7 protein-coding genes and 2 pseudogenes are annotated in these 13338 nt (G+C 72.9%); 7 read left to right on the top strand and 2 right to left on the bottom strand.

Annotation, left to right across the window (positions count from 1 at the left end):
• Nucleotides 1-331 precede the first annotated feature (331 nt).
• The 7 genes and pseudogenes from pdxH to ABEB13_RS23340 all read left to right on the top strand — a co-directional run bounded on the left by pdxH (nt 332) and on the right by ABEB13_RS23340 (nt 11367).
• Nucleotides 332-955 (top strand): pyridoxamine 5'-phosphate oxidase, encoded by a 624-nt coding sequence (gene pdxH, locus ABEB13_RS23310; RefSeq protein WP_345707054.1) that lies wholly within the window; start codon nt 332-334, stop codon nt 953-955.
• Between the two features lie 261 nt (nt 956-1216).
• On the top strand, nt 1217-1399 hold the full coding sequence (gene fxsA, locus ABEB13_RS23315) for an FxSxx-COOH cyclophane-containing RiPP peptide (RefSeq protein ID WP_345707055.1): 183 nt from the start codon (nt 1217-1219) through the stop codon (nt 1397-1399).
• Between the two features lie 5 nt (nt 1400-1404).
• Complete coding sequence (locus tag ABEB13_RS23320; RefSeq protein WP_345707056.1) at nt 1405-3840, top strand: FxsB family cyclophane-forming radical SAM/SPASM peptide maturase; 2436 nt, start codon at nt 1405-1407, stop codon at nt 3838-3840.
• 209 nt (nt 3841-4049) lie between these two features.
• Nucleotides 4050-4859 (top strand): AAC(3) family N-acetyltransferase, encoded by an 810-nt coding sequence (locus ABEB13_RS23325; protein WP_345707057.1) that lies wholly within the window; start codon nt 4050-4052, stop codon nt 4857-4859.
• 210 nt (nt 4860-5069) lie between these two features.
• A pseudogene (locus tag ABEB13_RS40715) lies at nt 5070-6134 on the top strand (TIR-like protein FxsC); the annotation flags it as partial.
• Nucleotides 6135-6309: 175 nt separating this feature from the next.
• The gene (fxsT, locus tag ABEB13_RS23335; RefSeq protein ID WP_380230215.1) at nt 6310-10305 is read left to right on the top strand and encodes an FxSxx-COOH system tetratricopeptide repeat protein; all 3996 of its coding nucleotides are present in this window, start codon (nt 6310-6312) and stop codon (nt 10303-10305) included.
• Between the two features lie 64 nt (nt 10306-10369).
• Nucleotides 10370-11367 (top strand): annotated as a pseudogene (locus tag ABEB13_RS23340) (2-hydroxyacid dehydrogenase).
• On the opposite strand, the gene ABEB13_RS23345 reads toward ABEB13_RS23340, so the two are convergent.
• Both ABEB13_RS23345 and ABEB13_RS23350 read right to left on the bottom strand, forming a co-directional pair.
• Nucleotides 11327-12115, bottom strand: coding sequence for an alpha/beta fold hydrolase (locus tag ABEB13_RS23345; protein WP_345707059.1), 789 nt, complete (start codon nt 12113-12115; stop codon nt 11327-11329). The pseudogene ABEB13_RS23340 and the gene ABEB13_RS23345 sit on opposite strands and share 41 nt — an antisense overlap.
• Nucleotides 12116-12206: 91 nt before the next feature.
• Nucleotides 12207-13178 (bottom strand): DUF4231 domain-containing protein, encoded by a 972-nt coding sequence (locus ABEB13_RS23350; protein WP_345707060.1) that lies wholly within the window; start codon nt 13176-13178, stop codon nt 12207-12209.
• Nucleotides 13179-13338: the final 160 nt, after the last annotated feature.

Genomic DNA, 13338 nt, shown 5'->3' on the forward strand with positions numbered 1-13338 from the left:
GGTGGGTTGGCACTCGGTGTCAGCCTTGCAGGCACCCGGTGCATTGCGCCATACACCACCACGGTGATGTTTCCCCCAACCGGCGCCGTGGCCGGGCCCGTGTCCGGCGCCATTGTCGGACAAACGGGGGAATTCGGGCCCTCGGGGACGATTCCCCGGCAGGTGCCCCGCGAAGCGGTGGCGAGACACCATATCCCCGCCCCGCGTCGCCCGGACGTGAACACCCGCGAGGCTTGTCGTACGGGATGATGTTGGGGTGCCTACCGCGGAACGCCCCCCGACTGCCCTGACCACGCCGAGCGAGGATCGGCCGGGTCCGGATCTGACCGTCATGCGCAAGCACTACCAGCACGAGGGCCTGGCCGAGGGCGACCTCGCCGCCGACCCGTTCGAGCAGTTCACGGCCTGGTTCCACGACGCCGCCGAGGCCGGCGTGACCGAGCCCAACGCCATGGTGCTGTCCACCGCGGACGCCGCCGGCCGGCCCAGCTCGCGCACCGTCCTGCTCAAGGGCTTCGACCGGCGCGGCTTCGTGTTCTACACCAACTACGGCTCCCGGAAGGGTGCCGAACTTGCGGCGAACCCCCAGGCGGCGCTGCTCTTCCCGTGGATCGCGCTGGCCCGCCAGGTGGTCGTCCGCGGCCGGGTCGAGAAGGTCGGCCGCGACGAGACCGCCGCGTACTTCCGGACCCGCCCGCACGGCTCCCAGCTCGGCGCCTGGGCCAGCGAACAGTCCAGCCCGGTGGCCGGCCGCGAGGTCCTGGAGCAGCGCTACGCCGAGCTCGCGGCCCGCTACCCGGAGGGCGAGGGCGTGCCGGTGCCGCCGTTCTGGGGCGGCTACCGGGTCCTTCCGGAGGCCGTGGAGTTCTGGCAGGGCCGCGAGAACCGCCTCCACGACCGGCTCTGCTTCCTCGCCGAGGGCGACGGCTGGCGGGTCGAGCGGCTGTGCCCCTGACGTGCGCCCGAGCGAGGGGGATGACCCGTTGGAGCGGTTCCGGCCACGGATGGCCCAACGGCGTGTCCGATAGTGCGTCACATCCCTTCTCCAGGACGGTAATGTTGGCGCGGGTGGACTGGTCCTGGGGAGGTCCGGTGCTTTCGCGCCGGGCCGTGGCGGCATTGCGCGCCCGGCGGGGTGATCACCCGGCGCCGAGGACGGAGCGCCCGGTTGCATTTTCCCCTTAGGCGCTTTGACCTCGCAGAATAGAGACTTCCCATGGTCGCTGCACTCGCCACCCGGGCCACCGACGGCCCGTCCGTCGAGGAGCCCGTCACACGGCCTTCGCTTGCCTCGCTCGCCGCACTGGGAACGGACGAACTGACCGCGCAGCTGTACCGCGTACTCCCAGGCGCCGATTCCGGCCAGGTGGCCGTGGCGGCATTCAACTCCTCGATCTGACGGGTATGGCGGCGCCCGACGGCCCGCCCGACCCGGCCTGCGCCGGGCTGGTGCCGTTCTCGCAGTTCGTGCTCAAGGTGCACAGTCGCTGTGATCTCGCCTGTGACCACTGCTACGTGTACGAGCACGCCGACACCAGCTGGCGCGGCAGACCGCGGGCCGTCCTGGAGGAAGTCCTGGCCAGGACGGCCGAGCGGATCGGAGACCATGTCCGCAGCCACGCCCTGCCCTCCGTGCACGTCGTCCTGCACGGGGGCGAGCCACTGCTGGCCGGTCCCGCCCTGCTGCGGCGTGCCGCCGAGGAGCTCCACCGGGCACTGCCGCAGGGCTGCACCCTGGACCTGCGGATCCACACCAACGGGGTGCTCCTGAGCCCCGCGTTCCTGGACCTCTTCGCCGAGTACGGCATCAGGGTCGGCATCTCCCTGGACGGCGACCGCGCCGCCAACGACCGGCACCGCCGGTTCGCGGACGGCCGCTCCAGCCACGCCAAGGTGCTGGCCGCCCTCGACCTGCTCCGCAGGCCCGAGTACCGCCACCTGTACGCCGGGCTCCTGTGCACCATCGATGTCGAGAACGACCCGGTCGCGGTTTACGACGCGCTGGTCGCGCTGGAGCCGCCGAGGATCGACTTCCTGCTGCCGCACGCGACCTGGGACACTCCGCCCTCCCGCCCGGCCCGGCTCGGCCCTCACCCCTACGCCGACTGGCTGCTCGCCGTGTACGAGCGCTGGACGTCCGGGGGCAGGCCGGTGCCGGTCCGGATGTTCGAGTCCGTCCACCGGACGCTGCGCGGCCGGTCCAGCCTCACCGAGTCGCTCGGCCTGGACCCTGCCGACCTGGTCGTCATCGAGACCGACGGCTCCTTCGAGCAGGTCGACAGCCTCAAGACCGCCTACGACGGCGCACCCGCCACGGGTTTCACCGTCTTCGAGCACACCCTCGACCAGGTCGCGGCCCACCCCGGCATCCGTGAACGCCAGTCCGGCCTGGCCGGACTCGGCGACCAGTGCCGGAGCTGCCCCGTCGTCCGCTCCTGCGGCGGCGGACTGTACGCCCACCGCTACCGCACCGGCAGCGGCTTCGCCAATCCCTCGGTCTTCTGCGGAGACCTCATGCGCCTGATCACCACCGTCCGGGATCGCACGGATGCCGCCCCGCCCGCTCGATCCGGGCAGCCCGAGCCCGTGCAAGCGGTACTGACGGACGGCCAGTTCGACCAGCTCGCCGCCGGACACGGCGATGCGTCCGTCGTCCGGGCCCTGGCGGCATCCCAACTCGGCCTCACCCGCACCATGCTGGCGGCCATCGGGGAAGGCCGGCCGGACGCCTGGCAGCTGCTCACCGCCCTGGACGCGGACGCCCCCCGCGGGCTGGACGCGGTGCTCGGGCACCCGTACGTCCGTGCCTGGGCGGCCCGGTGCCTGCTCGGAGAGCCGGGCGCCGACCTCGGCACGCTCGCCGAGCTCGCCGCTGCGGCGGCACTGCGTGCCGGGATCCCCTTCGAGCTGCCGGTGCCCGTCCGTGACGGCTTCGTCCACCTCCCCACCCTCGGGCGGCTGATGGTCGGCGGCGTGGGCGAGGCGCGGTTGGCCGGCACCGCCGACGGCTTCACCGTCCGCGGGCACCGGATCGGCTGGGACACCCCGGCCGAGGGCGCCTGGCAGCCTGTCCGCAGGGTCGCCCTGCCCGGCTGGACGGTCGCCCTGGAGGACACCGACCCCCAGCGGGCCAGTCACCAGTGGCCGGTGGCCGACCGGCTCGACGAGTCCGCCCTGCACGGCTGGACGGGCGCGCTGCGCGAGGCATGGGAGCTGATCGGCCGGGACCTCTCCGGCCACGCGCCCGGGATCGCCGCCGGGCTGAGCACCGTCACCCCGCTGCGGCCGGGCCCGGACGGTCGCGACGTCAGTGCCGCGGCCCGGCAGGCCTTCGGCGCCGTCGGCATCGCCCGCCCTGCCACCGCACCGATCCTCGCGCTGCTCCTCGTGCACGAGTTCCAGCACGTCAAACTGGGCGCCGTCCTCGACGGCCACGAGCTGTACGACCGGGCCGACGACCGGCTCTACCACGCCCCGTGGCGACCCGACCCCCGCCCGCTGGAGGGCCTGTTCCAGGGCACCTACGCCCACCTGGCGGTGACCGAGTTCTGGGGCACCCGGGTCCGTGCGTACGACGGGCTGCCGGGGGCGCCCGCCGAGAACGCCCGGCGCCAACTGGCCACGTGGCGGGCGCACACGGCCGCGGCCGTCGAGACCCTGGCCGACTCCGGGTCGCTCACCGTGCTCGGCGCTCGCATGGTGTCCGGGATGCGCGCCGCTGTCGGCGCCTGGCTGACCCTGCCGGTGGGCCACGCCGCGGAGGCCGCTGCCGACGAGGAGGCCAAGGCCAACCGTGCCGCCTGGGAAGCCCGTCTCACCGGAGCGGGAGAGCGGGTCTGACGGAGTCCCGCAATTCTTGCGGAGGAGAGCCGGCCACGCTCTGGCGAGTGAATTCCGGGGCCCTCCGTCAGGGCTGCCGGAAGCCGAACAGGCGCGCCCGGAGCCTGTGATGGGAGCGCCCGGGCGCTGCGGAGGTGGAGACGCGTCCGGTGGGGTTTTAGTACGGTGTGCGGGCTGCCGGCCGCAGGTGCCGGAGCGGTGCTGTGGCCATGGCTCTGGAGGCCGGGTTGTACTCCCAAGAGGAGCTGACGGACCATCTGCGGATGCTCGGCATCCGGGAGGGCGAGATCCTGCTCGTCCAGGCCTCCGCGCGGGCCGTCGGCGCCGTCCGGGAGAGGTCCCGGACGGTCGTCGCGGCCCTGCGGCAGGCGCTCGGTCCGCGGGGGACCCTGGTGGCCTACACGGCCACCCCGGAGAACTCCACCACGTCCCTGCTGCACCGGCTGGCCACCCGCGCCCTCGGTCCGGCCGAACTCCACGACTTCCGGGCGGCCATGCTGCCGCACGACCCGGCGACCACCCCGGCATCGCCCACCATGGGGCGGATCGCCGAGGAGATCAGACTGCAGCCCGGCTCGGTGCGCAGCGCCCATCCGCAGACCTCCTTCAGCGCGGTCGGCCCGCGGGCGGAGGAACTGATGTCCGATCATGCGCTCGACTGCCATCTGGGTGACCGCTCCCCGGTCAGGCGGCTGTACGACGAGGGGGCCCGGGTCCTCCTGGTCAGCGTGCCCTGGTCCTGCTGCACGGTCTTCCACCTCGCCGAGTACTGGCAGCCGGACCCGCCGATGCAGTCCTACGCCACGGTCGTCAAGGACGACCGCGGGGCCCGGCAGTGGGTGGGCTTCCGTGCGCCGAGCCTGGAGACCGGCCACTTCGAGCGGATGGCCGCCGACATCACGGCCGAATCCCCCGACCTGACTGCCACGGGCCGGCTCGGGGACGCCGCCTGTGTCCTGATGCCGATTGCGGAGAGCGTGGATATGGCAGCCAAATGGCTTCTCAACCAACCACGTTGACCACATCCGTCCCTCGTACGAGTTACGGCCCTATTCCCATCGGGAAGAAGACCTTCCTAGACTGACAAGCCCGAACGCGGTCGGGAGTCGGAGAGTCTCGGGGGAGGCGCGTGTGAACGGACCGGGGGATGGGACAAAGAGCCTGCGCGCCCGTATTTCTTCCTTTCGTATGCGCACGCTCCGCGTCCCACGGGCCGGGCGCCGGATCCGAACCACTGGGTCGCCAAGCTCTACGACGACCTCGTCGAGGCGATCACGATGATCACCGACGTGCCCGACGGCGCCCCGGTCGGCTTCATGGACCAATCGATGCACCAGGGGCAGCTCTGGGCCGAGCGGCTGGCCAAGGAGCTCGCCACCTGCCGGGTGTTCGTTCCGCTGTACTCACCGCGCTACTTCAAGAGCCATGCCTGCGGGCAGGAGTGGCACGCCTTCAGCCAGCGGCCGGTCTACCGCCGCCGCCACGAAGGCGAGGAGACCAGCGGAATCGTCCCCGGGCTGTGGATCGCCACCAAGCACTACACGCTGCCCCGCTGCGCCAGCGACCTCCAGTTCAACCACGGGAGTTTCGGCCCGGACTACGCCGCGGAGGGGCTCTACGCGCTGATCAAGCTGTCCGACTACCGGGCGCAGTACGAACGGGCCGTCCACCGCCTCGCCGAGCGGATCGTCGAGGTCGCCGAGCAGACGGTCATCCCGGTCGGCCCGCCGCTGGACTTCGAGAGCCTGCCCAGCGCCTTCGGCACGCCGGAGCCCACCGGCGCCCTGCACATCTCGGTGTACTCCTGCCGGCGCGGCGAACTCCCCGCCGGCCGCGGCGAGGAGTGCTACGGGGACGTCCGCACCGACTGGCAGCCCTACCGCCCGGACTCCCGCAGACCGCTCGCCGAGGACGCCGCCGAGGTCGCCCGGAACATGGGATTCCGTCCCACCGTCCACGAGTTCGAGACCGAGGCGACCGCGATGCTCGGCACCGCCGACCCGGCGGCCCCGGGTGTGCTGCTGGTCGATCGCTGGGCACTCCACGACAGCCCGCGCCGCGAGGACCTGCGCCGGGTCGACCGGCGCAACCCCGACTGGCTCACCGCCCTCGAACCGTGGAACACCGCGGACGACGAGTGCGCGGACGAGGACGGCGAACTCGGCCGCCTCAGCGAGGACGTCCTGCGCAACGCGCACGGCGGGCTGCGCCCTTCGCTGCGTGGCGGCAACCCGTCGGCCCCCGCCACCCTCCAGGAGTTCCGGGGCGCCATGGAGCGGGCCGTCATGCGGGCCAGCGACGGCTTCGAGCGGCGCCACGAACCGAAGACCCATGTACCCGAGGCCCGCAGGAGCGTCCAGCAGGCCGACTTCGAATCCGGCCGGCGGCCCCGGCTCGCACCGCTTCACATGCCAGGCGACGACGAGAACGGCGGTGGCACCGCACGGGCCACGCCCGGGGAGGACTGTTATGACCGCGAAGCAGACCTGGGGCAGGCCCGCAGCCGAGCCGGAGGACCGCACCAACGACGACCGGCAGGGCCGGATCATCACCTTCTACTCCTACAAGGGCGGTACCGGGCGCACCATGGCGCTCGCCAACACCGCCTGGATCCTGGCCAGCAACGGCTTCCGGGTGCTCACCGTCGACTGGGACCTGGAGGCTCCGGGCCTCGGCCGGTTCTTCCACCCCTTCCTCGCCCCGGACGCCGTCGCCGGGACCACCGGTGTGATGGACCTCTTCGCCGAGTACCTCGACGAGGCCCGCCGCCCGGTGGAGCGCGAGCCCGACTGGCACGAGGACTTCGCGCGGATCCACCCGCACGCCATCTCGCTGGCCTGGCGGTTCCCCGGCACCGGAGGCGTCGACTACGTGCCGGCCGGCCAGATCAACCGCGACTACTCGGTCAACCGGATCGACTGGGACGAGCTCTACGAGCGCTTCGAGGGGCGGCGGTTCCTCCAGTCGCTGCGCGAGGACATGCGCCGCCACTACGACTACGTGCTGATCGACAGCCGGACGGGCCTCACCGACACCGCCGACATCTGCACCGTCGAGATGCCCGACGACCTCGTGGTCTGCTTCACCCTCAGCGACCAGAGCATCGACGGCGCGGCCCGCATCGCGCACACGGTCGACGGCCGCTACGCCGACCGGGGCATCCGCATCCTGCCCGTGCCGATGCGCATCGACGAGAACGAGAAGGAGAAGGCCGACGCCGGCCGCGCCCTCGTCCGGGTCCGCTTCGCCGGGCTGCCCAACGGCGTCCCGGAGATCGACCTCAACCACTACTGGGCCTCCGTCGAGATCCCGTACCGGCCGTTCTACTCCTACGAGGAGATCCTCGCCCCCTTCGGCGACCAGCGCGGACAGCCGGCCTCGATGCTCTCCGCCTGCGAACGGCTCACCGCGGTCATCACCCGCGACCGGGTCACCACCCTCGGCCCGATGGACGAACTGGAGCGCCTGCGCAACCTGGAGTCGTTCATCCGCCGCCGGCCCACCGCGCCCGCCGACCTCTACCTCAGCTACGTGCCGGAGGACCGGGTCTGGGCCGACTGGATCTCCTCGGTGCTTACCGACGCCGGCTTCCGGGTCCGCTCCCGCGACCTGGGGGTCGGCGCGGATCCGCGCGCCTCCACCGAGGAGGGCATCGACGCCGCGTACCGGACGGTCGCCGTGCTGTCCTCCTCCTACCTCGTCTCCCCGCAGGCCCAGGCCCTGTGGGAGCGGATCGTCAGCGCGGACCCGAGCGGCACCCGCCGCCAGGTCATCCCCGTCCGGGTCGGCGACGTCCGGCTGACCGCGCCCTTCAACAACCGCAACCCGGTCGACCTGGTCGGCCGCGACGAGACCCAGGCCGCGCTGACCCTGCTGCGCGCCCTCGGCCACAACGAGCCGGTGCTCGCCGAACGCTCCCCGGCCGCGCCGCGCTTCCCCGGCACCCGGCCCAGGTACTGGTCCGTGCCGCAGCGCAACCCCTCGTTCACCGGCCGCATCGGCGTCCTCGACGACCTGCGCGAGCAGCTGGTCGGCGGCCCCACCGCCGTACTGCCCACCCCGCAGACCCTGTACGGCCTCGGCGGTGTCGGCAAGACCCAGATCGCGCTGGAGTACGCCCACCGCTACATGTCCCACTACGACCTGGTCTGGTGGATCGACGCGGAGCAGCCGGAGAGCGTCGTCCACGACCTCTCCGAGCTCGCCGACGCCCTCGGCCTGCGCGTCGGCGAGAGCGTCAACGAGGCCGCCGAGGCGGCCCGTGAGGCACTGCGCCGCGGCAGCCCCACCTCCCGCTGGCTGCTGATCTTCGACAACGCCGACGAGCCCTCCGACATCAGGCGCTACTTCCCCGGCGACACCGCCGGACACGTGCTGATCACCTCGCGCAACCACGGCTGGTCCGGCCAGGCCGGCGTGCTCAGCGTCGACGTCTTCACCCGTGGTGAGAGCATCGACCACCTGCGCCGCCGGGTCCGCGGCCTGGCCCGGGCGGACGCCGACCGGGTCGCCGAGGCGGTCGGCGACCTTCCGCTCGCCGTCGAGGTCGCGGCCGCCTGGCTGGACACCACCCACACCCCGGTCGACGTGTACATCGCCCAGCTCCAGGCGGAGGCCACCAAGGCGCTCGCCGCGGGCGACACCCCCGCCGACTACCCGCGGCCGGTCGGCGCGACCTGGAACGTCTCCATCGCCAGGCTCCGCGAGCAGTCCCCGGCGGCCGTCCGGCTGCTGCAGCTGCTGGCGTTCTTCGCTCCCGAGCCGATCTCGCTCACCCTCTTCTACAACGACCAGATGACCCGGGCCCTCGCCCCCTACGACGAGGAACTCACCGACAGCTTCATGCTCGGCAAGGTCATGCAGGCGGTGAACCGGTACGCGCTGGCCAAGACCGACGCCTCCAGCAACACCTTCCAGGTGCACCGCCTGGTGCAGGCCGTCGTCCGCAGCGGCATGTCCGAGGTGGAGCGGCAGGACGCCATGCACGACGTGCACCGCATCCTGGTCAGTGCCCGGCCGGCCCTCGGCGACACCGACGACCCGGCCAACTGGCCGGCGTTCGAGAAGATCTGGCCGCACCTGCTGCCCTCCCGGGCCCAGGACTGCGACGAGCGGGAGACCCGCGAACTGCTCATCGACCGCGTCCGCTACCTCTGGAAGCGCGTCGACCTCGAACGTGCCCTCACGCTCGCCCGTCAGCTCGACGCCTCCTGGAGCGAGCGCTACGGGACGGAGTCCAACCCCGGCGAGCGGCGGTTCCTGCGCCGCCAGATCCTCAGCCTCAACTTCCAGCTCGCCAACGTGCTGCGCACCCAGGGCGCCTACGACGAGGCACTCGACCTGGACCGGGCGACCCTCGCCGGACAGAAGGAGCTCCTCGGCGACCACAACGCGTTCACGCTGATGACGGCCGGCTCGCTCGGGGCCGACCTGCGCGCCCTCGGGCGCTTCCAGGAGGCGCTGATCCTGGACATCGACACCTACAACCAGTTCCGCGAGCTGTTCGGCGACGACAACCCGCGCACCCTGTCCGTCACCAACAACCTCGCCATCGACCACCGGCTGGTCGGCAACACCCAGCTCGCCCGCGACCTCGACCAGGAGACCTTCGACCGGCGCGCCGCGGTGCTCGGCCCCCGCCACCCGTACACCCTCTCCAGCAAGTCCAACCTCGCCCGCGACCTGCGCGAGATGGGCGACTACAAGGGCTCCGCGGAACTCCTCCGGGAGGTCACCGAGCAACTCGACGAGATCCTCCAGCCCGACGCACCGGAGAACCTCCGCAACGCCAAGTCCCTCGCCGTCTCGCTCCGCCGCGCCGGAGAGGTCCGCGAGGCCCGCCGGATCAGCGAGCAGACCTACGAGCGGTACGTGGCGCAGTACGGCCCCGACAACGCCGACGCGCTCGCCTGCCGGCTCAACCTGGCCGCCGACCACAGTGCCGCCGGCGACAAGGAGACCGCCCGGGACATCGCGGCCGAAGCCTACGAGGGCTACCGGCGGCTGCTCGGCGACCAGCATCCGTTCACCTTCGCCTGCCAGAACAACCTGGCCGTCTACCTGCGCGGCAGCGGCGACGTCGCGGCCGCCGTCCGGCACGCCGAGGAGGCTGTCGCCGGCCTCACGCACTCCCTCGCCCCCGACCACCCGTACACCCTCAACGCCACCATCAACCTCGCCAACGCCCTCGCCGACGACCACCAGCTGGCCAGGGCCGAGGAGCTCGGCCGGGCCGCCTACGCCGGCCTCCAGAACCGCTACGGCCCGGACCACCCCGACGCCGTGGTCTGCTGGCTCAACCTCGCCGTCACCCTGCGCCGCACCGGACGCCAGGAAGAGGCGGAGACCGTGCGCCGACAGGCCATCGCCGCGCTGATCCAGCTCTTCGGCGACGACCATCCCACCGTCGTCTCCGCCCGCGGTTGGCAGCGGATCAACCGCGACCTTGAGCCCCAGCCGCTCTGAGCGACGCGCCCGCTCCGCCCCCGGGACGCGCACGACCCCGGGGGCGGCGGTAACGTGCGGCCCCATGACCACCACCAGCACGGCGACCGTCCTCGTCACCCGCCGGCTCGCCCCCGGCGTCCTGGAGCGGCTCGCCGCCGCCTGCGAAGTGGTCCACCACGACAGCGAGCAGCCGATGCCGCGCGCGGCGCTGCTCGCCGCCGCCGACGGCTGCACCGCGCTCCTCACCACCCTCGACGACATCGTCGACGACGAACTCCTCGACGCCGCAGGCCCCGGCCTGCGCCTGGTGGCCAACCACGCGGTCGGCACCCACAACATCGACCACGCCGCCTGCGCCGCCCGCGGCGTGGCCGTCTCCCACACCCCGGGGGTGCTCACCGAGGCCACCGCCGACATGGCCTGGGCCCTGCTGCTCGCCGCCACCCGCCGGCTCGGCGAGGGCGAGCGACTGCTGCGCTCGGGCGAGCCGTGGGCCTGGGCACCCACCTTCATGCTCGGCGTGGAACTCGCCGGCACTCCGCTGGGCATCCTCGGCATGGGGCGGATCGGGCAGGCGGTCGCCCGCCGCGCCGCCGGCTTCGGCATGCCGGTGAGCTACCACAACCGCCACCGGCTGCCCCCGAGCGCGAGCACGGCGCCCGCTGGCTCCCCCTGGACGAACTCCTCGCCGGCTCGCCCGTCCTGGTCGTCACCGCCCCGCTGACCGCCGGCACCCGCCACCTGATCGACGCCGAGCGGATCGCCGGGATGCCGCGCGGCGCCGTCCTGGTGAGCATGACCGCGGGCGTGGTCGACGAGGACGCGCTGGCCGCCGCCCTCGACTCCGGGCACCTGTTCGCCGCCGCCGTCGACAACTTCGAGCACGAGCCGGCCGTCCCGGCGGCGCTGCTCGCCCAGGAGCGCGCGGTGCTCGCCCCGCACCTGGGCAGCGCCACCGTCCGGACCCGTCAGGCGATGGGCGACCTCGCGGTGGACAACGTCCTCGCCGCGCTGGTCGGCGCTGCGTTGCCCAGCCGCTTCAGCCCGCCGCCCACTTCAGTGCCTCCGTCATCACCTTGAGCGCGCCGAAGTGCGCCGCCCCCGGCTCCAGGTAGAGATCGGCACGGGGGATGTGGTCGGCCAGCCAGCGGGAGTGGTCGACCGGCGAGAACTGGTCCGCGGCCCCGTGCCACAGCCGGGTCGGCGCCGCGATCGACTCGACCTCGAAGCCCCACGGCGCGGTGAACGCCAGCACGTCGTCGATCCAGCCGTCCGCGCCGTAGCGGAACGCCTCCTGGTAGGTCGCCAGCAGCATCCGGCGGATCCCCGCGTCGGAGACCAGTGCCCGGTCGGTGGGCGGCAGTTCGGGCACCAGGTCGTTGATCAGCGCATGCGGGTTGTCCCGGATCAGCCCCGACCGGAAGCGGAACGTGTCGACGAAGTGCTCCTCGCCGCGCTCCACGTCGGTGTACTCCCGGACGTTCGAACGGGTCATCCCGCCGTACCAGTCCAGGCCGTCCGCGTGCCGCGGCGCCAGGCTCACCAGCGCCGCCACCCGCTCCACCCGGTCCGGCAGCAGCGCGGCGCACGCCAGTGCGTGCGGGCCGCCGCCGGAGCGGCCGAGCACCGCGAAGCCGTCCAGCCCGAACGCGTCCGCGATGGCCGCCACGTCCTCGGCGGCAGCCGCCACCCGGCGGCCCGGCATCCGGGCGGACTCGCCGTAGCCCGGCCGGTCGAACGAGATCAGCCGCATCCCGAGCCGCGCCAGCACGCTGCTGCGCGGCACCGGCCCGACCCTGCTGCCGGGCGTGCCGTGCAGCAGGAACACCGGCTTGCCGTACGGGTCCCCGGAGGTCTCGACCGCCAGTTTGCGGCCCCCGCGGCCTCGACCAGTCGTAGTACCACGCAGTACCTCCAGATCAGTTGGGCACGTCCAGGCTGCGCACCTCGCGGCGCGCCTGCCAGGTCGTGTGCTCCCGCGAGATGGCGTCCTCGGCGTCCCGGGCCAGCCGGGCCCAGGTCTCCTCGGCGTCCTCGGAGTCCGGTTTCAGCTGGTCCAGCTGCCGCTCCACCAGAGCGAGTTCGGATGCCGCCAGCGAGTAGGCGGCGGCCTGCGGCCGGTACTGCCGCAGCTGGGCCCAGGCGGACACCGAGGCGGCCACCGCGGAGACGGTGCCCAGCGCGTCGTAGCTGAAGTACCCCAGCGCCCGCAGCACCGCCAGCACGAGCCCGACCAAGGGCAGCAGGATGCCCAGCCGCCCGGCCCGCCGCCCGGCGTTGGCGCACTGCCGGGCCTTCTGCTGGTACCAGGTGCGCTGGGCGTGCACCCGCTCCCGCAGGTACACGTCGCGGCGGACGGTGAGCGGCTGCTCGCGCAGCTGCTGCATCCGCTCGGTGATCTGCGGATGCCGCGCCGAGCCCCGCCAGGCCAGCAGGTCGGCCCGCACCCGGCTCATCTGCGGGATCACCCGGTCGGTCTCGAACTCGCCGAGGATCCCGTCGAGTTGGATCGCGTACAGGCGTTCGGCGTCGGGCAGCTTCTTGGGCGGCGGCTGGTAGGAGTCGGCCCGCACCGCGTACTTCCAGGACAGCGTCTTCACCGACTCGGCGACCGCCCGGCCCTCGTACCAGAGCCCCTGCGGGTTCTGCCGGCTGACCAGCGCGGCCATCGCCACCGTGCACAGGTACGCGAACGCCGCCGCCCAGGCCCACCCGGTGCCGTCGGCGGAGCCGGCCGCGGCGGCCGCCACCAGGAGCACCAGCTCCCAGCGGGCGAGGGCCACCGCCCTCCGCTGGCCCTGTAACGACGACGAGTCCGCCGCCCAGAACAGCTCCGGCAGCAGGTCGTCCTCGCGCACCCAGCCGATCGAACGTACCGGTCCCGTGGTCATCTCGGCCCCCACCGTCGCTCGGAACCCAGCAGGCCTGTTCCGCCCCACCGTGTTCTGCCCCGCGCCGCGGCGCGATACGCCTGGCGTCCGGCCAGTATGGGTGCCGACGGTCCTTGGGGACAGGGGACGTCCGGCGCGTCCTCGGGCCCGTCCGCGGCCG

The organism is Kitasatospora paranensis, from assembly GCF_039544005.1.
In the GTDB taxonomy this organism is placed as follows: domain Bacteria; phylum Actinomycetota; class Actinomycetes; order Streptomycetales; family Streptomycetaceae; genus Kitasatospora; species Kitasatospora paranensis.